We start from the raw sequence: 24,147 nt of genomic DNA, 5'->3' as shown, positions 1-24,147 counted from the left end.
AAAAGAAGTTAATTGCAGCCGCTAATCTATCAACGAATGATGGTGTTTCATCATTCATATGAAATACAACAGAGTATGTTCACATTGAACCGGCTGAAACTTTAACAACACACCTTAGACTTTCCTAAAAGCACCGGTAATAAAACTTCAATCGTAGTAAGCGAAAGGGGAGAGATTAGTAAGCATTAACCGCTTTATTTTCAAACCATGTATGTCGGGAAGTCTTAGGGTTTAGTTTATATTCAACCAAACAATTATAAGGAGGAATTTACGTGAGAAAGAAAATGAGTTTGCTAGGGTTAATCTGTTTTGTCAGTATCTTGTTTTTATCTGCTTGTTCCAATGAACCAAAACAGGGAGAGTCTGGCAATAACGAGGGGAAAGTTTCGTTAACGATGACCGCCTGGGGAAATCCTGCTGAGCAAGAAGTCTATCAACGAGCGATTGATGCCTATATGAAACAAAATGAAAACGTAACCATTAAATTGATTCCTGCACCTAGTGATACGTACTTGCAGCAATTGCTCACGCAATTGCAAGGAAGTCAAGCCCCGGATTTATTTTATGTCGGGGAGGTGCAAATGGCGCAATTGATCGCAACGGGAAGAATTATTGAGTTAACAGACTTCCTGAAATCTGAAGATAGTTATGTCAGTATTGATGATTTTGCTCCAGGGATATGGGGACCTGCTCGAAGAGAGAACCAGATTTATGGTGTCTCTGTCGATTCCAATCCGATGCTGCTTTATTACAACAAAAAAGTCCTAGAAGAAGCTGGGCTTGATCCTAACGAACCGCAAAAATTATATGAATCTGGAAACTGGACGTGGGAAAATTTCCAAAAGATAAATGAGACAGTTACTGCTAGCGGGAAGTATGGTCATGTCTTAGAAAATGGTGCGCATCATTACTTCAGCTGGCTGTGGTCAAATGGTGGAGAAATGTATGGCGAAGATGGTTCATTTGTTTTACCTGAGAACGAACGAGGTATAGAAACTTTTGCGTATTTGACGCAAAACGTAGTTGATGGGAATTTTATCTATGCAGGTGCTTTGCCAGAAGGACAAGGTGGCGATGCCATGTTTATGTCCAATCAAACAGCTTTTGTGTCGGCGGGACGTTGGTTTACGCCAATGTTCAGCGAAAATGATGCCTTGGAATTTGATTATATTCCCTATCCTACCAATACAGGTGAACAAATTGAGCCTAGTTTTATTGCAACCGCGTATTTAGCGGTAGGGGATCATTCCAGTAATAAAGAAGAAGCATTGCGTTTTCTATCTTATTATACTTCGGAGCAAGGGCAACGGGATCGATTGGAAGATGAGGGAAATGCTGTTCCTTCTGTGACGACAGCGGATGACATCATCGAAAGTGCCGCGATACCGGAACATGCTAAGTATTTAATTGATGCCAGAGATATCGGCAAAGTAGAAGATAAGCAAGCATTGGTGCCAGGACTAAGTGATCAATTAGAAAGCATTCTTGATTTGCTCTTCTTAGGGCAGTTGGAACTTGATGAAGCTGTCGTTCGCTTGGAAAAAACAGCCAATGAACTGATCGAAGCCAATCAACCGTAAAAATACTTATATATAAGGAGGTGGTCGGATGAACAAACGCACGACAAAATGGGCCTGGTTATTTCTAACGCCACAATTAGTGGGTCTGATTATTTTTTCTTTGATTCCAGTAGCGATCGCGATTGGATTGAGTTTCATGTCATGGGATGGATTTGGTGCTCGGACGTTTGTAGGGATTCAGAATTATATCAATCAATTCGCTAATCCTGATTTTTGGACAGCCACATACAATACGTTGCTTTATACCTTACTCACTGTTCCCATAGGTCTGAGTTTGGCACTGGTGTTAGCAGTAGCTTTGAATAAACGCACGGGAAAAAATGTGTATCGCTTGTTCTTCTTTATGCCGGTTGTGACAAGTTCAGTCTCTGTGTCTGTTATGTGGATGTGGATTTTGAATGGTGATATTGGAATATTGAATCAAGTGTTGGGGATGATCGGTATCCAAGGACCTAATTGGCTAACAGATACGAGGATCGTGATGTTATCGATCGCTGTGTTAAGTATCTGGTGGCAGCTAGGCTACAACATGGTGATTTTTTTAGCAGGTATTCAAAATATCTCCAAGTCGTATTATGAAGCCGCGCAAATGGATGGTGCCAGCAAAGTGCAGCAATTTTTTAAGATCACATTGCCAATGCTTTCTCCAACGACGTTTTTCCTGTCTATTATGGCGATTATCAGTTCCTTCCAAGTGTTTGACCAAGCGTTTGTTCTTACTCGAGGTGGTCCGGGGAAAGCCAGTTATACACTTGTTTATCACATTTATCAGCAGGCCTTTATTGATTTTCGCTTTGGGTCAAGTGCAGCAGGTGCGGTCATCTTGTTTGTCGCGATTTTGCTCCTTACATTGATTCAATTCTATGCACAAAAAAGGTGGGTTCATTATGAAGAATAAGAAAATTAGCGTAGGCAAATGGTGTCTACACGGATTACTAGCAATCGGTTCTTTTTTGATGGTTTTTCCTTTTTTGTGGACGATCGGCAGTTCCTTAAAAAATATGACACAGATTTTTGCACTGCCGCCTGTCTGGTTCCCGAATCCAATTGTTTGGCAAAATTACCTTGATTCATTGCAGGCGATGCCTTTTGGTCGTGCCTATTGGAATAGCTTCTACATTACGATCATTGTTGTTGTTTGCCAGCTTTTCACTGGTTCGATGGCTGCTTATGCCTTTGCAAAGCTGAGATTCAAAGGCTCCGAGGTACTGTTTCTGCTGTTTTTAGCGACAATGATGATTCCTAAGCAAGTCACTATGATCCCATTGTATTTGATCATGGACAAGTTGGACTGGTTAAACACGCATTTGCCGTTGATCATTCCCGGGGCATTGCTTAATGCCTTTGCGGTTTTCTTATTAAGGCAATTTATTCGGGGAATCCCCAAAGAGTTAGAAGAAGCGGCAGTGATGGATGGTGCGAGTATCTCTCGTATTTACTGGAGTGTCATATTGCCATTGATCAAACCGGCGCTTGCGGCCATGACGATCTTTATTTTTATGGGCACGTACAATAACTTCATGGATGCATTGATTTATCTTTCAACGCCAGAAAAATTCACGGTTCCTTTGTTGCTAAATAACTTTAAAGGACTCTATGTGACAAATTGGTCCTACATGATGGCAGGTGCTACGATTTCAGTGATTCCGATTATTTTGGTTTACTTGTTCGCCCAACGTTATATTATCGAAGGCATTACACTGACAGGGATCAAGGGATAGAGAAAAAGGATGAGTGAATGAAAATCAATCAACTGGCACAGTATCTAGACTGGATAGCGAAATTTGCGTATCTGAATATTCTTTGGTTAGGGTTTACCTTTTTAGGGATCGGTATCTTCGGCTTTTTTCCAGCAACGATGACGTGTTTTATTATGCTGAAGGGGTTTGTCATAGAAGGAGAAACTGAATGGACCGTGAAGCAGTTTTTTAGTTGCTATAAAAAAGTGTTTTTCCGCAGCAATGGCATTGGGAGTATCTGTAGTTTGATTATCGGAAGTTTAGTGGTCAATCTGCAGCTTGTTTTAACATCTGAAGAGCCGCTTTTTATCGGTCTGCGCATCCCCATACTGTTGACGATCATTGGTACGTTATTCATGCTTGTCTATGTGTTTCCTATCAGTGTCTATGGGAAAAGATCGCTGTATCAGACTTTTTTCTTGGCATGCTGCTTTGCGTTGGCATTTCCAGTTCAAACAGCCAAAGTCTTGATTTTCCTTCTTCTCATAGCCGGTATAGGGTTTCTCTTTCCGATGTTCCTGCTGTTCTTTTCTGGGAGTGTATCAATGTATCTAGTGCTGAAAAATTATGTCTTGTTACAGGCAAAAATAGAACAACAATAGATGGAATAAAAGTTATCAATTGGGAAATAGCCGGTTTATGTTTTTTGAAAAGATATGAAACAGATTGAGAGGAGCAAAGATATGGTTAAAATAACATTTATTGGTGCAGGAAGCACGATATTTGCTAAAAACGTATTAGGAGATGCGATGCTGACACCAAGTTTATCCCATGCCGATATTGCATTATACGATATCGATCAACAACGACTTAGAGAATCAGAGCTAATGTTGAGAACGATCAATAAAAATGCCAACCATAGTCGGGCAAAAATCCGAACCTATCAGGATCGCAAAGAAGCTTTAACAGGCGCAGATTTTGTCATCAATGCCATCCAAGTAGGCGGCTACCAGCCATCTACAGTGATCGATTTTGAGATTCCCAAAAAATACGGGTTGAGGCAAACCATTGGTGACACCATGGGGATCGGTGGGATTTTCCGAACCTTGCGGACATTGCCAGTGATGCTAGAATTTGCAAGAGAAATGGAGGAGGTCTGCCCGCAAGCTTGGTTACTAAATTACACCAATCCAATGGCGATGCTGACCATGGGTATCTTGAAAGCAACGAAGATTAAAACTGTTGGACTTTGTCATAGTGTTCAAGTTTGTGTGTCCGATTTGTTTAAACAGCTTGGGATTTCAGAACAATATCAGGCGGAGGAATTTCAGTGGAAGATCGCGGGGATCAACCATATGGCTTTCTTATTGGAATTAACGAAAGACGGGAAAGATTTTTATCCAAAAATCAGAGAACTAGCAGCAGCAAAACCACATCCTCATCAAGATTCGGTGCGTTTCGAATTGATGAATCGTTTTGGCTATTACATCACAGAATCCAGTGAGCACAATGCAGAGTATCATCCTTACTTTATAAAAAAATTGTACCCAGAATTGATCGATGACTTTGATATTCCACTGGATGAATATTTGCGCCGCTGTGAAAATCAAATAAATGACTGGAATCAGATGCGAGAAAGTATTGTAATGAATGGCGAATTGACCCATACCCGCAGTAATGAATATGCGTCATACATTATGGATTCAATTGTCACTGGTACACCTTCTGTTATCGCAGGGAATGTTTTGAACAAAGGACTTATAACCAATCTTCCCGAAGACTGCTGTGTGGAAGTTCCCTGTCTTGTGGACAAGAATGGCATTCAACCGACATATATAGGCCAACTGCCTACCCAATTGGCTGCTCTGAATCGGACAAACATCAACGTACAAGAATTAACCGTCGAAGCCGCATTGACATTCGATCGGTCGAAGATCTATCAAGCCGCTTACCTAGACCCACATCTCTCTTCGGAACTCTCTTTAGAAGCAATTACTTGCTTAGTGGATGAATTGATTGAAGCCCATGGGGATTATTTGCCAGAGTACAAATAGAAAGTGCGACCAAAGTATATTGTCATGTTGCTGGAAGTTGGGATGAGTGAAATCGTCGATAAAAGGCAACAAAATTGTATTAAGAAAGAGGTACTGACGCTTCGCAAATTTGTTTGCGGAGCGTCTTTTTAGTGCGGTTTTACTGAGTATCAGATAAAGTGTCCCATTTACGGGACACTTTAGGATATTTAGGCAAAAGCATGTGACAATGAGTAAATATAGAGTGAGGTTTAATGATGGAGGGACATATGAGTAAACATGCAGTAGTGTATTGTGTTACAGGCAAGCATATTCAATTGACAGCAGTGTCAGTGACATCAGTGATTAACAACTATAAAGGAGCACTTCTAGATATATTGATTATCGTGCAAGACGTTACGGAAAAAGATATGGTCACAATAAAACAAATTCCTATTGCTTTACAAAAAGAGAATGTAATTATCCATTTTTGGAATCCCCCTGAAGAAATAAAAGAAATCAAAAATTATCAAAATAACAGATTTCCAGAAGTGACTCTTTGGCGGCTTTTCGTGCCAGCTTATTTTTCTTCATATAAGAAAATTTTGTACTTAGATAACGATACGATTGTTTATGAAGATGTTGAAAAGTTATTTCCCTTAGTTCCACAAGAAAAAGCCATGGCTGCAATTAGAGATTTCTACTTTTCCGCAATTAGCGATGATCAAGATTATGGAAAACAGTTCGGCGTAGCGACAATGAAAAATTACGTTAATTCAGGCGTTATCCTTTTTAATGTCGAAACATATAACAATCTGATCACCACGAATAAAATTTTAGAAATGATCAATGAGAATAAATACCAATATTTGGACCAAACGATAAATATCTTGTGTGAAGAGAGTATGACATTCTTGCCTTACGAATACAATTATCAGAAAGATGATCATTGGTTATTTGACTGGGCCCAGCACAAGAATGAACGGGTCGCGAATCTGATAATAGCGGCTAGAGAAAACGTGAAAATCAGGCATTTTGTTGAATTCGAAAAACATTCAATGCCTTGGGAACATGTAACGGTTCAAGATCAATGGGAAAAAGACTTTTGGAAGTATTTATATGTGATAAAAGAGATAAGTATGAATCTGCAATGAAAATCAGTTGACTAACGATAATCCCCCTTGATCCGCAGTATCCAGAAGATTCCCCTAAACTCGTTTTGAATAGTATGACAAGGTATAAATGGTACTATGCTATAATAATTTTGCTGTCTTCCTTTTTTGGCTGAAAACCTCAGCAAGAAGGGAGGTTATAGCGAATGAATTATCTATTTGACGTCTTACTTGGAGTTATGATTGCTGTGGTTGCCCATCACATCAATAAATGGCTAGATTCCAAGGACAAAAAAGACAGCTAGCCTCACGTTTGTCTAGTCTATAGATGAACGAAAGAAAAGAGCCAATTCGGTTGCCCCCGATTGGCTCTTTTTGGTTATAGCTTTGAACTATCTATTTGTAGTAACAGTATAGCACGGTATACCGTGTTTTTCAAATTGAGGGACCTCTTAGAGCTTGACTAAAGGCATATTGGTTTTTTTCATCCCCTATGTTGAAACTTTTCCTCAATGCACAATATTCTTCACCCAAAGATCGGATCGAATCAAACGATACCCAATCCCACTCTTGATCAGCTCTGCTAGTTGGCAGAACAAGTAGACTAAGACAATCGAAAGACTGGTGTGGGTGCTTAATACAAAGGCTAGAGGCAAGACGATCACCCAGGTAAAGACACTGTCAAATAAGAAGGTGATCAAGGTTTGCCCACCTGAACGTAAAATAAAATAGCTGGCATGATTAAAGGCGTACATAGGCATACACAGTGCGGCGACTTTGATGAATTGACTCGCCAGATGTTTGACTTCGGGTTCGGTTTGATAAATTTCTGGAAAGAATGGTGCGACTAGGATCATCAAAAGACCAAGTACAAGACAACTCATGACGGAAAAGAAAAGCAGCTTCCGGGCGCTGTCTTTGGCTTCTTCAAATTTAGCGGCTCCAAGAAGTTGCCCTACCATGACCGCAACGGCACCGCCGAGTGCCATATAGACAATATTGAACAAATTGGAGACGGTGGATGAGATGTTCAAGGAAGCAATCACTGATAGTCCTCGAACAGAATAAGCTTGAATGATCATTGTCTGCCCGATCGCCCAAAGGATTTCATTTGCCATCAATGGCGATCCTTTACGCAGAATCTGTTTCACCAAATGCAAAGGGACATGGAATTGATGGTAGACCCGAATGGCAAACGGATTCTCTTCCTCATGGCGATGTACCCAATACATCGTGATGGCACATTCGACGATGCGGGCAATCAATGTGGAGATCGCGGCACCTCGCACCCCTAAAGTGGGGAAGAAAAATAAACCAAAAATCAATAAGAAATTCAATGCTGTGTTCGTGACGACAGCGATACTGCTGGCAAACATCGGTACCATGGTTTTGCCCATTTCGCGTAAAGAACTGGCATAAGCTTGAGAAATAGCAAAAAACGGCAGACTAAACAAAAGAATGACTAGAAATTCTTTGGCAGACGTCAAAGCAAGTGTCAGCTCTGCACTGTCACCGGTACCGTGTAAATATAAGCGAATCAAAAAATCTTGGCAAAAGAACAACAGCCCCATCGCCAACAAACAAATCAAAAGATTGCCCGCTAGCTTGAAACGAAAGGCATCTCGCATCCCTTGATAATCCTTTTTCCCATAAAATTGGGTACCAAAAATACTACCGGCAGAAACAATGCCAAAGATACTTAAGTTAAAAACGAAAATTAGTTGGTTAACGATCGCCACGCCCGACATTTGGGCCGTTCCGATTTGTCCTACCATTAAATTGTCTAATAAACCGACAAAATTAGTGATGGCATTTTGGATCATGATCGGAATGGCGATCGTTAAAACAGTCCTGTAAAAAGCTTTGTTTCCAATAAATTTTTGCATGGTTCCTCCATAAACAATAAAAATTTCGATATGTTCAATTAGTATAGCAAAAAGTGATTCGAGAAAAAAGAAGAGTTCTATGATGAGAGGATTAAGAAAGAAGTTTTTAGCGTATCGTCTCATCAACGAAAGATGCTGGTTATAGAATGTGGAACATGCAAAGCTTATTCCATTCTACTAGAATAGTTATCTTATGTAATGATGGTCTGTTCCATTGGAAGGGTCTTTTTTACGTACTTCTAGCCTAGATTTGCTGATATGGATTATAAATTTTATACTCTCTACAAAGCTTGTGAGATCGATTGCTGGGAGTTTACACTAGCTTGGTAATATGTCATATATATTTGACAGAAAAAGAGATAAGTAGTACGCTTGTGTCACATATATATGACTAAATAGGAGGAAAGAATGAATAGAGTCCGAGAATTTCGACAGAAGCTGAGTTTATCTCAGAATGCTTTGGCAAAAGAGATTGGGGTGGCAAGACAAACGATCAATTTGATTGAAAATAATAAGTACAATCCTTCTCTTGAGTTATGTATTAAGCTTGCTAAAGCACTACAGACGGATTTAAATTCTTTGTTTTGGGAGGTAGAAAGTGATGAAGGGTAAAGAAGGATGGGCAGTAAAAATAATCAAGCGGTTTTATGGTATTTCTGGTGTCTTAGATGAATACAAAAAAAGCCAAGTAGAACATATTGGCAATAATGCGTTTATGCTGATGTTTGGCTATATGATGATTGCCAATTTACGGGTGACGCTTTTTGCATCTAAGGAACCAGAGCTGGCGTTATGGATTTTTATTGGCTGTAATATATTCTTTACAGTCTTTATCGTTTGCGGTTATGTTCTGTTTGCCACAGCACGCTTAAAATTGACAGAAAACGAAGTAGAAGCCAAAGATATGGCAAAAGAAAAGAAGAAGACGTTTCTTAAAGGGATCGGACTGGGTATCTACTTTGCAGTTGCGATTCACTTATTGAATGGATTGCTAAGTATGATGCTGGATGAAGAAAATTTCATTGATTACATCGTTTCACCAGACAGAATCGCTGCTTCCATTCTCGGAGGTTGCTTTTTTGGAGGTATGATGTATCTTGTGTTGCGGTTAAGGTTGAAAAAAATAGAAGAATAGTGAAAAATATTTAACGAACAGTCAATCAGAACCATAGTAAAATATAGCTGGGAGCGGCTGAAATCAAGCGAGTTGCTTTCTGTATTTTTTATTGTTTGTCTTGAAGGGAAGTAGGAAGGAGGCCATCAACGTGAAAAAGATGGTAGCTAATGAAAAGATCGATTGGTTGTATTCGATTATTTTCTTCTTGTTAGGCTTGTTTCTGTTATTTGTATGTAATGTATTTGACTTTTATTATGAATGGACCTCTTTTTTAGGGTTTATGGTGGTCATTTCTTCGATAAATGTACCAACGGCTCTCAGAAGAAAAAAACAAATCCAAAAAATCGATGAACTAAGAAAAGAATTGAACTTATCGATTGAAGAAGTAAGAGCGATGGCTGACATTGGAAAGTATGATTTGGTGAATTGGGACTGGAAGAATGCATTTATCTCCCCTAGGAAGTTATATTTGTTAGAGGACACTTTGGAAAAAATGTATCTAATAAAATTCGGCAAAGAGTTTGAAACGAAGTAGGCGAGTACAAATGGAAGTAGTTTTAATGACAAATGGCATAGCATTAGTGGGTTTTCATTGGTTCTCAAGTGTATTGATCTTGAACTGTTTCTTCTCCTGATCCAATAAATAGCTGTTCAAAGTTAATCAAGATGAATACCTCTAACGGTTTCATTGATGCACAATTACCAGATTAAATAACAATCAATCAAGAAAACGAACACGTTCATATCCTATTTCCTGACACTTTCCAAAAGTTGGAAAGTGTTTTTTGCTGTTTAATGATGTCATGCGGGGAATCGTTTTCTGATACATCGAGGTAAAGGGTATCTGCCAGTTGGATTAATGTCATAAAATAAAAAAAGCAGAAAAAAATGGCATCGAAATTTTGTAAAGGGTCTACTTAGTGCAATAATTAATAGGTTCAACTTGCGGTTTTGAGGGGGGATAAGCTTGTGAATAAGTTGATGAGTTGTTAAATTACGATCATTTGCACTAATCTAAGTGCAAACATTTCATATTGTGACTAGTTAAGAAAACGCTTATATTTAGCGGTGTAAGGAGCGAGAACGATGCAGCAGCTTACCAAAAGAGAAAGCCAGCTTTTGATTTACTTGTTAGAGATGACTGAACCAGTAACGATCAAACAGTTAGCTGAAAAAGAAAATGTCAGTGTGCGAACGATCAAATATGATCTGGATGATATCCGTGATTGGCTGATTGATCGGAATCAAGAACTGTACAGCAAACGGAGTCAGGGAATTTGGCTCAGTGTGAGTGATTCTGATCGAATCAAATTAAAAAGCGAGTTGATGGATGTCAATCGTCTGGAGCTATTTGCCGATCAAAGCTTACGGATCAATCGCCTGTTGATCATGCTTCTTGTTACCAAGGAAGCAATCACGGCTCTAAAGCTAGCCAATGCGCTAGAAGTAAGTAAAGATACGATCATGAATGATTTAGATGAGTTGGAACATCACTTTCTCAAAGAAGGTTTAGTTCTGAATCGCCAGACACGCAAGGGATTTTGGATCACTGGCAACGAACGTTTGGTTCGGTTAACGATCGAGGAGATTCTGCAAAAAGAGTTTACGGACTATGACATCTATAAATTAATGGCGTTGTTGCTAAATGGCAGAGAAACGGAATGTTTCGAAATGTATTCTGCGAAGGAAACGCCGTTGCAGGAGGTCTTTAATCAAGTCATCATTCGGATGCGGCGCTTACTGGAATCCGAAAATCTGGAAAAACTAAATTATGCAGAACTACTAAATATTCTGATTCGCGTAACGATCGCCACTGTTCGCTTGCGCAAAGAGGCCACGATTGGACGGTACCAATTGATTCCTGAACACGAAATAGAAAAAAACGATCTTTCGTATCGGGTGATGCAGCAGGTGTTTGATTACTATCAATTGCCATTATTTGAAGATGAATATGACTATATTTATAGTGATACCTTTGATACGATCCATCAGCAAGATGTCATGAAATTGGTAGAGAATATGATTTATAAGGTAAGCAAGAAAATCAATTTTCCGTTTTATCAAGACCCTCAATTATTGACGAATCTCTACGCCCATTTGTCTATGCGTCTCTCAAGAAGGAAAAATTTTGTCAATGAGTACAATCCGTTTAAAGAGGACATCAAACAGAAATATCCTGAATTGTTTGCTGCTATCAATCAAGCAGCCCTCCAAGAAATAAGCGAGAAACTCTTGATCAATGATTCTTTTGTTGCCTACATTGCGTTGCACTTTCTGGTTTCCTACGAAAGAGAAGAAGACTTGCGAAGTGTTCGAGCGGTTTACGTTTGTTCAACGGGGTTAGGTGTGACAAGTTTAATTAAGCAAAAGATCAACGAAGAATTGAACAATATTACTATTGTAGCTTTTGCTTCAGTCTTAAATGCACAAAAGGTGATTGCCGCGAAGGATCCGGATCTGGTCATTAGTATTTTTCCGATCAATGGCATTGATCGGCCTTTCATCAAAGTCCATCCGCTGCCGACTGAGCAGGATCTGCAAAACATCCAGCAAATGATCAAAAAAATCCTCGCTTCAACAAGTCAGGATAGGCGGCACCAATTAGTTCTCAATGAAGCACCTATCAATAAGGAAACTCTGGAAGACTTCAGCAAGGAACTGATTTTAAAGGCATATACGATCTATGAACAGTTACTTGTCACATTAGAGTCTGAATTGATCCAAGAGTACCGAGAAGCCTTTTTGCTCCATGTTTTCTTAATGGTCCATCGCATCACATTTGATCAGCAATATTTAGCAGAAGGCAGCCAAGTCGACCAAATCATTTTGAACCGAGAAGCGTTGGTAGGAGAAATTGAAGCAATTTTTGCTGAAAATAATTTAGGTATCAACAAATCAGAAATCAGCGCATTATTTTCATATATAAAAGAAGGAGCGTCAAGCTAGTGAAACTGTCAGCAGAAGCGATAACTATGATCGAGGAAAGTCAAAACCAGGAAAAATTAAAACAAGTGATTGCTTTGGTCGAAGAGCGACTTGCAGAATATGCCATTGAACCTACTGAACTTCAGTGGACGATTTTGATCAATCACTTGAACGAGATGCTGAAACGCTCTCAAAAAGGAGAAAAGATTCCCGCTGTTGATCGGGAATTGTTCCGAGAAGTATCCAAAGAAGCCATTTCGATTTCCGATGAGGTCGTTCGAACGATTGGTGATTTAGGTGAAGATGAGATGTATGTTTTATCGATTCATTTTGAAACAGCAAAAAATAATTAATATTTAGGAGGAAACAGTCATGATTACAGTAGTTATTGCAGATCGTATGGGAAAAGGACAAAACGTAGCTAAAGGTGTAGAAGCAGCTGGCGGCAAGGCAGTTGTTGTCCCGGGAATGGGCGCAGATATGCGTTTAGGTGATGTCATGCAACAAGAGAATGCCGATATGGGAATTTCTTTTTGCGGGAGCGGTGGGGCTGGAGCCTTAACAGCCGCAAATAAATATGGGTATCCAGAACGTCATGGGATGCGTTCGATTGAAGAAGGAGTCACAGCCATCAAAGATGGTAAAACCGTGCTAGGATTCGGCTTCATGGATCAAGAAGAGCTAGGAAGACGCTTGACGGAAGAATTTATCAAAAAGCACGGAAAATAGAAAGAGGGCACACAAGATGAGCGTTCAAAAGACAACTCAGCAAAAAGTCATCGTCTCCGGTAAAGGAGAAACTAAGCAACATGCCTTTGCATCAGCACTCGCAGAGATCCAAAACAAACTAATGGCATCGGCGAAAGTATTATTGCGCATCGAACCAGTCAATGTGGAGGTGTTGAAGGCGGTCGAAAACAAATACACAGAACGCTTTCTATTCTTCTTTTTTCCCCGGCAACGAGTGAATTATGAAGTCGAACTTTCTGTCACAGTAACTGTGACAGAAATACGTTTGGCAGATGTACCTTTCACTCAACACCTCACAGAAGACCCCAATGGGATTGTTTTACCGTTTGTAACGAAAAAACTTTGATTTGAATCATAAGGAGGAGGGAATAACGTGGATTTTGTCATTATTTTAACTAAATCGATCATCATCGGGGGCTTACTCGGTTTCTCTGCATCTGTCGGAGCAGCTCGTATGTTTCATGCGCCCAGTACGCAAGGATTAGGAGCTTTTAGAACATTAGGGGAGATGAATGCCTGCATGGGAGATGCTGCCTCCCATTTTTCCTTTGGATTAGGTTTTTTCTTTAATGCTTGGGCTTCTTCAGTTGGCGCTGGAGCTTTCACGCAAGATGTGACCCATCGCATCGTGCCTAACTGGGCAGCTGCGGCTCTTTTAGCCAAAAACAAAGATGTCAGCCAGACAATGCATGATCCGAAAAAAATGGGGATCATTGGAGCTGTTATTGGCGCGTTAGTAGTCGCTTTCTTGAATACGACAGCTGCAGCGATTCCAGAGGCGTTACAAGTAACCGCTGTTTCCGTGTTGGTACCGGCAGCGACGATTCTGATCAATACCGTGATGCCAGTGATCTTCTGGTTGGCGGCTTTAGATGCAGGGAAACGAACAGGTTTCTGGGGGACGCTTTTTGGCGGGATTGCGCAACTGATCATGGGCAATGCGGTTCCTGGCGTTGTTCTAGGAATCTTAATCGGTAAAGGCGTCGATGAGAGTGGTTGGAATCGGGTCACGAAGAGTATGATGATTGCGATTGTTTTACTTTTTGTTTTCAGCGGATTTTTCCGTGGATTTGATATGGAAATGATCAAGAGTTTCCAACTTCAAGTACCTCATTGGCTTGATAACTTGCACAACATCTTTAGTGTGAAATAGGAGGGAAATCATGGAGACAGAAGAACAGGTAAAAGCAGTAGAAGCAAAACGGCAAAAGAGTTTTTGGTTTGCAGACTGGTCTTTCCCATTGATCGTAGGAATCATGTCAGCGGCTGTATTCTCAGGAACCCATATGTATGTCGTGTATGGCGTCGGTGCATTCAATGAAGTTTCGATCGTTGCGATGCTAAAAGCCGGCTTGGATGGCGGTTCCTATGGGGCTGCGGCAGCTTTTGGGGCGAGTTTCTTATTTGCTAGGATTTTGGAAGGCTCTTTGGTAGGGATCTTGGACTTAGGCGGTTCGATTTTAACTGGGATCGGAATTGGCGTTCCAGCCATTCTCTTAAGTATGAAAATAACAGCGCCTATCGATAATTTTGCCCTCTCGTTATTGACCGGATTGGTCTTGGGTCTGATCGTTGGCGGCATTATCGTGTTGATTCGCAAATTCACCATCAATCAGTCAAATTCAACTTTTGGCGCAGATGTTATGATGGGCGCCGGAAATTCCTCCGGCCGGTTTTTAGGCCCATTGATCATTTTAAGTGCTTGTGCAGCCTCTATTCCCATTGGCATTGGGGCGACATTAGGCGCGTTGGCTTTTTATGCTTGGAAAAAACCAATTGCCGGTGGCGCTATTTTAGGCGCAATGATCTTAGGTGCGATCTTCCCAGCGGTAATTCAATAGAAAGAAGGCAATGAAATGTTTGATACTTTAATCAAAAATGGCAAATTAATCGATGGCAGCAAAGTGGAAGTTGCGTTGGAAAAAGGCATAATCAAAGCAGTTGCTTCAGAGATCAATGAGCCGGCACGAGAAGTGATTGATTTATCCGGCAATTCCTATCTCTCTGCCGGTTGGATCGATGACCATGTCCACTGTTATGAAAAGATGAACCTGTATTATGATTATCCCGATCAAATAGGGGTCCAAAAGGGAGTAACAACGGTTATTGATGCAGGGACTACTGGTGCAGAAAATATTCGCGATTTTTATCAACTGACGAAATCAGTCAAAACAAATGTGTATGCGCTAATGAACATCTCTAAATGGGGGATCGTCGAACAAGATGAACTTGCCGATCTAACAAAAATCCAAGAAGATCTAGTCAGATCTGCATTAGCAGAGCTTCCGGAATTTATTGTAGGGATCAAGGCAAGAATGAGCAAAACAGTTGTCGGAGAGAATGGCATCACACCCTTAGAGTTAGCCAAAAAAATCCAATCAGAAAACAATGACTTGCCATTGATGGTTCATATTGGTTCCGCGCCTCCTGAATTAGAAGAAGTATTGACAAGAATGGAAAAAGGCGACGTATTGACCCATTGTTTTAATGGAAAACCGAACGGCATTTTAGACCAAGCCACGGATCAAATCAAAGACTTTGTTTGGGATGCGTATAAAAAAGGCGTTGTCTTTGATATCGGTCATGGAACAGACAGCTTTAATTTCCACGTTGCCGAAACAGCTTTAAAAGCAGGTCTCAAAGCAAACTCGATCAGTACAGATATTTATATCCGCAATCGTACGAATGGGCCAGTCTTTGATCTGGCTACTACGCTGGAAAAATTGAGAGTAGTAGGCTACTCGTGGGAAGAGATCATTGAGAAAGTTACCGCAGTTCCTGCTAAAAATTTCCACTTGGCGAAGAAAGGTCAATTGACTGTTGGTTTTGATGCCGATTTGACGATCTTTGAGATTGTCGAAAATGAAAAAGAACTGAAAGATTCCAATGGGTTTACACGGATAGCGAAAGAACAAATTGTTCCAGTCAAAACAATTATTGGAGGCGTCATTTATGACAATTAGCTATGAAAAGTTTGCTTTAAAGGAAGTCATCAATGCCTCGGGAAAAATGACGATACTCGGTGTCTCGAAAGTATCTGAAAATGTGCTAGCCGCACAACGATTTGGCGGCGAACATTTTTTTGAAATGAGTGATCTGGCTGTGAAAACTGGCGCCTACCTTTCTCAGTTATTGAAGGTGGAAGATGCGCAGATCGTTTCTTCTGCTTCAGCAGGGATTGCCCAATCTGTCGCGGCTTTGATTGGTCAAGGCGACCTGTACCATGTTTATCATCCCTACACGGGAAAAATCACGAGACGGGAGATCGTCGTACCTAAGGGTCACAATGTAGACTACGACACACCGGTTGAAGTAATGGTTGCTCAAGGGGGTGGACAAGTCGTCGAAGCGGGATATGCAAATATGTGTACACCGGAGCATGTCGCTAGGATGATCACGGAAGAAACAGCCGCACTTCTATATATTAAAAGCCATCATACCGTGCAGAAAAGTATGCTAACGGTGTCGGAGATGGTAGAAGTTGCCAAAGCCCATCACTTGCCATTGATCGTTGACGCAGCCGCGGAAGAAGACTTGTTCAAATACAGTGAAATGGGTGCCGACCTTGTTATCTATTCTGGCGCCAAAGCAATCGAAGGTCCGAGTGCCGGTCTGGTCATAGGGAAAAAGGAATACATTCAATGGATTCGTCTACAGTCTAAAGGGATCGGTCGGGCAATGAAAATCGGCAAAGACAATATTTTAGGCTTTACACAAGCAGTAGAAGATTACCTGCAAAATGGCAGTGAATCCGGTGAGTCCATGAAACAACGATTGGCACCTTTCGTGGCGGCGATCAATCAACTTCCTGATTTATCAGCGAAAATCGTTCAAGATGGCGCCGGGAGAGATATTTATCGCGCAAGTGTCACGGTTGCTGGCAAGAAATCTGCGAAAGAAGTCATTGAAGAACTAAAGGCACAAAACCCAGCAGTCTACACACGTGAATATAAAGCAAATAATGGAATTATTGAGTTTGATATTCGCTCGGTCAACCAAAACGAAATGGAAAAAATCATTAAACGCTTAAAAGAAATCATGTAGGAGGCTTTTAAATTGTCAGTTATTCCAAATTATTATAAAGATCGCGTATGTTTAAATGTATTGGCTCATTCAGTTGAAAATGCGAAGGCTTGTTATGAAGCAGCAGCAGGACATGTCGTACTAGGTGTGTTATCAAAAAACTATACTAGCGATGAAGCAGCGATCGAAGACATGAAAAAATATCAAGCGGCAACGGATAATGCATTGTCCGTTGGGTTGGGCGCCGGAGATCCCAACCAAAGTCAGATGGTTTCCCGTCTATCTGGTACTTTACAACCGCAACATGTCAACCAAGTATTCACTGGTGTAGGAACTTCCCGTGCTTTATTGGGACAAAACGATACAGTCATCAATGGATTGGTTTCACCAACAGGCAAGGTAGGGTACGTCAATATTGCCACTGGACCTTTAAGTTCACAAGCACCGGCGGCAGAGGTCCCCATCGAGACCGCCATTAAAATGCTGCAAGACATGGGTGGAAGTTCCATTAAATACTTCCCAATGAAAGGGTTAGCGCACAAAGAAGAATTCAAAGCAGTTGCGGAAGCTTGCGCCAAATATGATTTTTATTTAGAACCAACCGGAGGAATTGATCTGGAAAACTTCGAAGAAATTCTGCAAATCGCCATTGATGCAGGCGTTAAAAAAGTGATTCCGCATATTTACAGTTCGATTATTGACAAAGAAACTGGCGATACGCGACCAGAAGATGTGAAAACATTATTCGACATGGTCAAGAAAATCGTCAAATAAGTGAAGCATAAAGACTGTTTACTAGATGGGGAATCAGTCATTGGTAAGACACTCAGAGATGGGTGTCTTTTTTGCGTCAAGATTGCTACAAAAACAACTAAGGGACAAGTTTTCTGAGTCCGCTTTAATTGCTCTTATAACCACTGGTTAATTTTTTTTAGAAAATTGAATCATTTAGTCAATTGTTGCGTGTTCGGATTCTTGTTATGATCAAAGTAGTTATCAATATTCACCGAAAAGGAGACCACAGCGATGGAAATGGGGGAAGTGATTCGCCAGTACCGGAAGAAAAAAGGATTAACACAGGAAGAGTTAGCCAAGCGCCTTGGTGTGACAGCGCCAGCAGTAAATAAGTGGGAAAAGGGGCATTCACATCCAGATATCTTGTTGCTAGCGCCAATTGCACGCTTACTAGATATTAGTCTTGATACGTTATTCTCATTTGAAAAAGAACTCACGGTAACCGAAATCAATCAGATCATTCGTGAACTGGATCGTAAGCTAAAAACTCAACCTTTTGAAGATGTATTTCGCTGGGCCAAAGAAATTTTGGATACCTACCCAAATTGTGAACAATTGATTGGCCAAGTAGCACTGCTTTTAGATGTACAGCTATTGGAACAAGCTGTTCCCGCTAAAGAAACATACCAGAAGCACATTCATCGTTGGTACGAACGGGCGTTAGAAAGTCGGGATGAAGATACCAGAAATCGAGCAGCCGATTCTTTGTTTGGATTTTACGTACGAAAAGAAGCGTACGAGAAAGCAGAAAGCTACCTCCATTATTTTTCCAATCAGAACCCAGAGAGAAAAATCAAACAAGCCTATCTTTACAGTAAGACCGGACGAGTAGCAGAAGCCTATCAAGCATATGAGGAGCTGCTGTTTTCAAGTTATCAAAGGATGAGTATGGTATTCCAACAATTATATCTTTTGGCTATGAAGGATGAGAATAATGCAAAGGCACATCTGCTAATAAAGAAACAGTCAGAATTAGCAAAATTATTTGAAATGGGGGAATATCACGAGGTATCCAGTGATATTGACTTAGCCATCGCAGAAAAAGACGCGGAGAGAACGGTTGAAACAATGGAGAAAATCATCGCCAGTGTTGCTAAAATCAATGATTTCACCCACTCAACGTTGTATGAACACATGACATTTAAGGAAATCGACAGCAACTTCGTTAACGAACTTTACGAGAATTTATTCCACATGTTTAGTGATGAAGAAACCTTTTCTTGGTTGAAGACGAGTGAACGATGGCAAGTGTTGGTAGGGGATAGAAGATAGAGGAAGAGTGTTTTCCTCATTTTTAATTTATCGTTGCCATAATTAATTATCAAGCGAATTCTTTTGTGAAGTGATAGAATTTTATTATCGTTACGGAAGAAGGGATAATATGGCTTCATTGAGAGGATACTTATTAGAAGTATTAACCAAGTATCAGATAGAGAAAACAAAATCGTTTAAAGATAACCAGCTAGCAAACTTTATAAGGCAAGAGGCGAACAATGGTATTCCACAGCATTTTTTAGATAGAAACGAATATAAGATATCAGCTTCTTGTGGACAAGGACAATGGGCAGAAATTCCATGGATGGGCATATTCTTTAAAGATATCAGTGTTTCAGCACAGAAAGGGTATGACATAGTTTACTTGTTTTGTGCAGATAGTCAAGGAGTCTATGTATCTTTGAATCAAGGATATACGTTCTACAAAGAACGCTTCAAAGGAGAAAGCCCTAAGGAAAAAATAAAAAAAGTTAGTAAATATTGGTCGGCAAAACTAAACTTAATTAAAGATAGCAATAAATTAGGATTTACAACTGATCCTATTCAATTACATGCGTCAGGTAAAAAAGATCTGCCAGAAGGGTATGAACTTGGAAATATCTATAGTAAGTATTATAGCCTTGAAGATTTAAAAACAATTGATACCTCTACTTTGTTAAAGGATTTGGAATATCTGATAATGGTATTTACTGAACTAAGAGCATTACTACCTGAAAATTACGAGGAGTTTAATTATCGAATAGTTCATGACACTTCTACTTTTGATTTGGAAAAAGAAATTGCCGAAAAAAATCTAGAGTTAGATATCATAAATCCCCAAGTAGGAAAGAAAGTAGAGATTCCTAAAAATCTACAATTAAATGAAACACTTACTCATGGCAAACAGAGAAGGAAACCTAACTATGAAAACGAATTAAAGCGTAATACCAAACAAGGGGTATTAACAGAGACTATTGCATTGGAAATTGAAAAAAATCGATTGGAAATGAATCCAATGCTAAAAAAATATTCTGAAAGAATTATTCATGTATCTGTGGATGAAGGCGATGGAGCAGGATATGATATTCAATCTTTTGACTATGATGCTGCAACAGGTGACGTAATTGAGTACTATATTGAAGTAAAATCAACCACAGGAGGAATCGACACTCCTTTTTATTTATCTGAGAATGAGCTACAAGTCGCGAGAGAAAAAGGAAAGCAGTATTCAATATACAGAATATTTAAGAATGCTCAAAATAAGTGGGATTACTATGTACTAAATGATCCATTCTACAATATTGAATATAAGCCTATTCAGTATCTAGTAGTGCCAAAATAAATTTTCCCCTTATCTCATGCAAGTTTTTCAATAAGTAAAGTACGAGTAAGATAAAATGAGAAGAGAAAGTCTAGCTGTTTATCCAAAAATGTTGTCAAAGAAAAATAGGTAATCTGTAGTCGCTAAATGCTTTATTTACAGGGAAACAGGGAATGATCTCCTTTTTTGCTTCTTGTTTTCAACACCACCAGAAAAAAGATCAATCAATTTGCTGGATTTAGAACAAAAGCATCAATAAAGAAGCTTGAAAAATGGCCAGATACCCAGAAAGTAATGTCTAGCTAATCTGATAAAATGGTACTTCCTATGTTTTTAATCGGCTGTATCTTTTTTAGTTGAAGTGTATGAGCTGTTGATTAATCATTCAGGAAATCTTTTTGCTATTTTTGCGGATCATTGAAACGCTTCATTATCTCTTGCTGTTTGGTAGGGTGTCCGGGTATTATCCAATGCTTAAGAGACAAAAAAACGTTAAATTTTGTAGCTGAAATCTATAATTGACAACCTTGCTAATCACCCTAATAAAAACATTTTTTCAGATAATTTTGAGATAGGAATAAAAAGCAGCTCATAAGTAGGTGAGCTGCTTTTTGTGTTGTTTTCTTATGCATCTGCCTCTTCCGACAGCTGAATCAGTAAGTCTTTGATCACATCATAAACTGCGGCTGTTTCTGGGTAGGGGCTTTGGACGTTCTGGATAATAAACAGGTCTCGGTAACGGTATTCTGGGGCTAGTTCTTGCCAATTCAATGTGTCTGTGAGGGCAAGTTTGGAAATGATCGACTTGCCGATGTTATTCTCCAGTAGTGCTAGAATCATTTCGCTATTGTTGGCTTTAATGATCTGCGGGTTCAAATGATTCGAGTAAAGATACGTTTCATTGATATAGTACATTCCGGAATCATTCTCTCTGAGGATCCAGAAATCGGAATCAATATCTCCTGCTAGAACAAGTTCGTCTTTATAGACGAACTCTTTTTGGATCAAAGGAGAGACGATGGCTTTTTCGATCAGTCCGATATGGGTTTTGTTGGCTTCCACGGCATCAATGACTTCCTGAGAATTCATGATTTTGATTTCGAAAGCAATGAATGGAAAGTGTTCGATCAGCTGGCCCATGATCGTTGGGAGTAGGTGAACACCAGTTGTATTGGAGCAAGCCAATACGCAGTCCGTCTTGAAATTTTTGGCATTTTTAGCTTGTGCAAAGACACTAGCTAACGAATTTAACGAATCTACCACTTTAGGGTACAAGAATTCTGCTTGTTTCGTGGGTAGAATCAATTGTTTTCCTTTGCGTTCAAAGAGTTTGAACCCTAACTCGGTCTCCAATTTTTGAATTTGGACGGAGATGGTTGGCTGGGTCTTAAACATTTGTTTGGCGGCAACACTAAAATTCCTAGTTTCATAAACGACAACGAATGTTTTTAATAGTTCAAACAAAAGAATCCCACCTTTTTCTATTAATATAATTTATAACGGATATATAAAATCGTTATTTTACAAATAGTTAATTCGTGGTTATATTATAGATGACTATAAAAGATAACACAAGTACGATAGAAATTTTTAATCGTTCAGAAAGGATGGATCAATGAATCAAGCACTAAAAAATTTTTTGAATGCAATTCCGATACCTATTTGTGGGTTGATTTTAGGAACGGTTTCGTTAGGAAATTTATTGTTTGCCGAAGGGTTCGAAGCAATCGGCAATATCTTTTGTTTGATTGGTATTTTGATTATGGGATTGTTCCTTCTTAAGCTGTTTTTCACATTTAAAAACACATTAGCGGATTTGAAAAATCCGATCATCGCTTCTGTTGCACCTACTTTTACCATGTCTTTGATGGTGATCTCGGTAGTGTTGGAGCGAGTATTTCCTAATTTACTGATGAATGACTTGCTATGGCTGACATCAATCGGGTTGCATTTGGGTCTCATGACTTATTTTGTTGTCGTTCATATTTTACCTGTCGACATTACGTTGGAATATGTGTATCCAAGCTGGTTTATTACTTTTGTCGGCATTGGAGTGATTCCAAATACATCAGCAGTCTTTATCAAAGAGCTTGGGGAAATCGTTGTATGGATTGCACTGGTTCTATATTTTGCTCTACTACCAGTGATTCTAAAACGAATTATGTTCCAAAAGATGACAGAAGCTTCAGCAGTACCTTTGATCACGATTTTGACCGCCCCTGGCTCCCTTTGTTTAGCTGGCTATCTGTCAGTCTTTAAAGAAGGATCGGCTTTATTTGTAGCTTTGATGCTGGTATTGTCCCAAGCAATTTATTTCTGCGTGGTATTTTACATGAAAAAAATGCTGGAAGTTGGCTTTTATCCAAGTTATGCAGCCTTCACATTCCCATTAGTCATTTCAGCAACAGCAATGTTCAAGTCTTCTCAATTCTTTATGGATCGCCCAATTTTATTTGGAGTGACTGAGTTATTGAGTATAGTTGAAACAGTATTAGCTATCGCAATGGTTTGCTATGTATTGCTGAAATACTTCGTTCATTTGTATAGTCAGACAAAGAGTTTGATCGCAGATCATGAATGTTAAGGTATTAATGGACGTGTCTTTGTAAGTTAGAGTAAGAAAATTGTTGTTATTGCGGGATAAATGAAAGTCATATTGTTTCTAAATAATAGAAAAGGATGTGGGTTCATATGAGAAATACAAGTAGAAAAGTAGTTGTCGTTGGAACTGGATTTGTAGGAACAAGTATTGCTTACTCAATGATCAACCAAGGGCTGATCAATGAATTGGTTTTGATCGATGTGGATCGTGAAAAGGCGGAAGGAGAAGCCCTTGATTTATTGGATGGGATGTCATGGGCCCAGGAAAACATCAAAGTTTGGGCTGGCGACTATACTGATTGCCAGGATGCAGATATCGTGGTGATCACGGCAGGTGTCAACCAAAAACCAGGACAAACACGGTTGGAACTAATCGATGTCAACGCGGGGATCATGACTAGTGTTGTAAGAGAAGTGATGGGGTCAGGTTTTGATGGGATTTTAGTCATTGCTTCTAACCCTGTGGATGTATTGACACACGTTGCTTGGCAAGCATCGGGTCTGCCAAGCAACCGCGTCGTTGGAACTGGGACAACGCTAGATACCACCAGATTCCGTAAAGAATTGGCGCAAAAATTAGAGATTGACCCAAGAAGTATCCATGGCTACATTATTGGCGAGCATGGGGACTCTGAAGTAGCAGTCTGGTCACATACGACAGTAGGGGGAAAACCGTTGCTAGAGTTTATCGTCAAAAACCATCGATTGACTGTCGAAGATCTGACAACCATTTCTGATCGGGTGAAAAATAGCGCTTATGAGATTATCAATCGTAAAAAAGCCACCTTCTATGGTATCGGTATGAGTGTTGCCAGAATCGTTCGAGCAATCTTGAACAATGAGCAAGCAGTATTGCCCGTCTCTGCCTATCTCGATGGGGAATACGGCGAAAAGGATCTATTTACAGGTGTCCCTTCGGTGGTTGACCAAGGAGGGGTGCGGGAAATCATTGAGCTGAATATCGACCCAGCCGAGAAGCAAAAATTTGCCCAATCCTGCAGCCAACTTAGAGAAGTGATCCAATCACTGGACAAAACGACTCATTGAGAAAGGAGAGATTCTATCACTATCGGCGATCATCCGCCAAAGTAA

Annotated in this window: 24 protein-coding genes; 22 read left to right on the top strand and 2 right to left on the bottom strand. The window is 39.9% G+C overall.

Annotation, left to right across the window (positions count from 1 at the left end; genetic code table 11):
* Positions 1 to 272 precede the first annotated feature (272 nt).
* The 6 genes from IGJ28_RS04820 to IGJ28_RS04795 all read left to right on the top strand — a co-directional run bounded on the left by IGJ28_RS04820 (position 273) and on the right by IGJ28_RS04795 (position 6,425).
* A complete protein-coding gene (locus IGJ28_RS04820; protein WP_438845229.1) occupies positions 273 to 1,580 on the top strand; it encodes an ABC transporter substrate-binding protein in 1,308 nt (435 codons plus the stop codon).
* 28 nt (positions 1,581 to 1,608) lie between these two features.
* The gene (locus IGJ28_RS04815) at positions 1,609 to 2,478 is read left to right on the top strand and encodes a carbohydrate ABC transporter permease (RefSeq protein ID WP_081131158.1); all 870 of its coding nucleotides are present in this window, start codon (positions 1,609 to 1,611) and stop codon (positions 2,476 to 2,478) included.
* On the top strand, positions 2,468 to 3,301 hold the full coding sequence (locus IGJ28_RS04810; protein ID WP_438845228.1) for a carbohydrate ABC transporter permease: 834 nt from the start codon (positions 2,468 to 2,470) through the stop codon (positions 3,299 to 3,301). Before IGJ28_RS04815 ends, IGJ28_RS04810 begins: the two co-directional genes overlap by 11 nt.
* 17 nt (positions 3,302 to 3,318) lie before the next feature.
* Positions 3,319 to 3,921, top strand: a complete 603-nt coding sequence (locus tag IGJ28_RS04805) for a YesL family protein (RefSeq protein WP_195957731.1) — start codon at positions 3,319 to 3,321, stop codon at positions 3,919 to 3,921.
* Between the two features lie 81 nt (positions 3,922 to 4,002).
* The gene (locus IGJ28_RS04800; protein WP_138371372.1) at positions 4,003 to 5,313 is read left to right on the top strand and encodes an alpha-glucosidase/alpha-galactosidase; all 1,311 of its coding nucleotides are present in this window, start codon (positions 4,003 to 4,005) and stop codon (positions 5,311 to 5,313) included.
* Between the two features lie 248 nt (positions 5,314 to 5,561).
* On the top strand, positions 5,562 to 6,425 hold the full coding sequence (locus IGJ28_RS04795; RefSeq protein ID WP_438845227.1) for a glycosyltransferase family 8 protein: 864 nt from the start codon (positions 5,562 to 5,564) through the stop codon (positions 6,423 to 6,425).
* A 467-nt stretch (positions 6,426 to 6,892) separates the two neighbouring features.
* On the opposite strand, the gene IGJ28_RS04790 is transcribed toward IGJ28_RS04795, so the two are convergent.
* Positions 6,893 to 8,269, bottom strand: coding sequence for an MATE family efflux transporter (locus tag IGJ28_RS04790; protein ID WP_021150745.1), 1,377 nt, complete (start codon positions 8,267 to 8,269; stop codon positions 6,893 to 6,895).
* Between the two features lie 408 nt (positions 8,270 to 8,677).
* Here IGJ28_RS04790 and IGJ28_RS04785 point away from each other — a divergent pair, with 408 nt between their 5' ends.
* The 14 genes from IGJ28_RS04785 (at position 8,678) to IGJ28_RS04720 (ending at position 20,475) form a co-directional block, all read left to right on the top strand.
* Entirely contained in the window at positions 8,678 to 8,881 is a 204-nt protein-coding gene (locus IGJ28_RS04785) for a helix-turn-helix transcriptional regulator (RefSeq protein WP_103300503.1), read from the top strand.
* Positions 8,871 to 9,404 (top strand): DUF3278 domain-containing protein, encoded by a 534-nt coding sequence (locus tag IGJ28_RS04780; protein ID WP_438845226.1) that lies wholly within the window; start codon positions 8,871 to 8,873, stop codon positions 9,402 to 9,404. Before IGJ28_RS04785 ends, IGJ28_RS04780 begins: the two co-directional genes overlap by 11 nt.
* Before the next feature lie 139 nt (positions 9,405 to 9,543).
* Positions 9,544 to 9,921 carry a hypothetical protein gene (locus IGJ28_RS04775; RefSeq protein ID WP_438845430.1) on the top strand — a complete coding sequence of 126 codons (378 nt, stop codon included), beginning with the start codon at positions 9,544 to 9,546 and terminating at the stop codon, positions 9,919 to 9,921.
* A 551-nt stretch (positions 9,922 to 10,472) separates the two neighbouring features.
* On the top strand, positions 10,473 to 12,332 hold the full coding sequence (locus IGJ28_RS04770) for a BglG family transcription antiterminator (protein ID WP_438845225.1): 1,860 nt from the start codon (positions 10,473 to 10,475) through the stop codon (positions 12,330 to 12,332).
* Positions 12,332 to 12,664: a PRD domain-containing protein gene (locus IGJ28_RS04765; protein ID WP_003128941.1), complete on the top strand. Its 333-nt coding sequence runs from the start codon at positions 12,332 to 12,334 to the stop codon at positions 12,662 to 12,664. Before IGJ28_RS04770 ends, IGJ28_RS04765 begins: the two co-directional genes overlap by 1 nt.
* 19 nt (positions 12,665 to 12,683) lie before the next feature.
* The gene (locus IGJ28_RS04760; protein WP_081131151.1) at positions 12,684 to 13,040 is read left to right on the top strand and encodes a glycine-rich SFCGS family protein; all 357 of its coding nucleotides are present in this window, start codon (positions 12,684 to 12,686) and stop codon (positions 13,038 to 13,040) included.
* A gap of 16 nt (positions 13,041 to 13,056) precedes the next feature.
* Positions 13,057 to 13,407 (top strand): DUF4312 family protein, encoded by a 351-nt coding sequence (locus IGJ28_RS04755; protein WP_138371367.1) that lies wholly within the window; start codon positions 13,057 to 13,059, stop codon positions 13,405 to 13,407.
* A gap of 27 nt (positions 13,408 to 13,434) precedes the next feature.
* A complete protein-coding gene (locus IGJ28_RS04750) occupies positions 13,435 to 14,214 on the top strand; it encodes a DUF4311 domain-containing protein (protein ID WP_003128944.1) in 780 nt (259 codons plus the stop codon).
* Between the two features lie 10 nt (positions 14,215 to 14,224).
* A complete protein-coding gene (locus IGJ28_RS04745; protein WP_003128946.1) occupies positions 14,225 to 14,902 on the top strand; it encodes a DUF4310 family protein in 678 nt (225 codons plus the stop codon).
* Positions 14,903 to 14,917: 15 nt separating this feature from the next.
* On the top strand, positions 14,918 to 16,024 hold the full coding sequence (locus tag IGJ28_RS04740; RefSeq protein WP_081131148.1) for an amidohydrolase/deacetylase family metallohydrolase: 1,107 nt from the start codon (positions 14,918 to 14,920) through the stop codon (positions 16,022 to 16,024).
* Positions 16,014 to 17,105: a DgaE family pyridoxal phosphate-dependent ammonia lyase gene (locus tag IGJ28_RS04735; RefSeq protein WP_438845224.1), complete on the top strand. Its 1,092-nt coding sequence runs from the start codon at positions 16,014 to 16,016 to the stop codon at positions 17,103 to 17,105. The genes IGJ28_RS04740 and IGJ28_RS04735 overlap by 11 nt, the downstream gene beginning before the upstream one ends.
* A gap of 12 nt (positions 17,106 to 17,117) precedes the next feature.
* On the top strand, positions 17,118 to 17,858 hold the full coding sequence (gene dagF, locus IGJ28_RS04730; RefSeq protein ID WP_003128951.1) for a 2-dehydro-3-deoxy-phosphogluconate aldolase: 741 nt from the start codon (positions 17,118 to 17,120) through the stop codon (positions 17,856 to 17,858).
* Positions 17,859 to 18,110: 252 nt separating this feature from the next.
* Positions 18,111 to 19,151 (top strand): helix-turn-helix domain-containing protein, encoded by a 1,041-nt coding sequence (locus tag IGJ28_RS04725; RefSeq protein ID WP_103300499.1) that lies wholly within the window; start codon positions 18,111 to 18,113, stop codon positions 19,149 to 19,151.
* Positions 19,152 to 19,221: 70 nt separating this feature from the next.
* On the top strand, positions 19,222 to 20,475 hold the full coding sequence (locus IGJ28_RS04720) for an MrcB family domain-containing protein (RefSeq protein WP_438845223.1): 1,254 nt from the start codon (positions 19,222 to 19,224) through the stop codon (positions 20,473 to 20,475).
* Positions 20,476 to 21,078: 603 nt separating this feature from the next.
* Here IGJ28_RS04720 and IGJ28_RS04715 read toward each other — a convergent pair.
* Entirely contained in the window at positions 21,079 to 21,918 is an 840-nt protein-coding gene (locus IGJ28_RS04715) for a LysR family transcriptional regulator (RefSeq protein WP_438845222.1), read from the bottom strand.
* 151 nt (positions 21,919 to 22,069) lie between these two features.
* Between IGJ28_RS04715 and IGJ28_RS04710 the strand changes: the two genes are divergently transcribed.
* Together IGJ28_RS04710 and IGJ28_RS04705 are read left to right on the top strand one after the other, a co-directional pair.
* A complete protein-coding gene (locus IGJ28_RS04710) occupies positions 22,070 to 23,038 on the top strand; it encodes a TDT family transporter (protein ID WP_113849034.1) in 969 nt (322 codons plus the stop codon).
* A gap of 107 nt (positions 23,039 to 23,145) precedes the next feature.
* Positions 23,146 to 24,102 carry an L-lactate dehydrogenase gene (locus IGJ28_RS04705; protein ID WP_003128957.1) on the top strand — a complete coding sequence of 319 codons (957 nt, stop codon included), beginning with the start codon at positions 23,146 to 23,148 and terminating at the stop codon, positions 24,100 to 24,102.
* Positions 24,103 to 24,147: the final 45 nt, after the last annotated feature.

Origin of the sequence: Enterococcus sp. AZ091 (genome assembly GCF_051714805.1) — a bacterium.
In the GTDB taxonomy this organism is placed as follows: domain Bacteria; phylum Bacillota; class Bacilli; order Lactobacillales; family Enterococcaceae; genus Enterococcus_D; species Enterococcus_D gallinarum.
The sequence above is the reverse complement of the archived record's forward strand: the minus strand, read 5'-3'. Positions and strand labels throughout refer to the sequence as shown.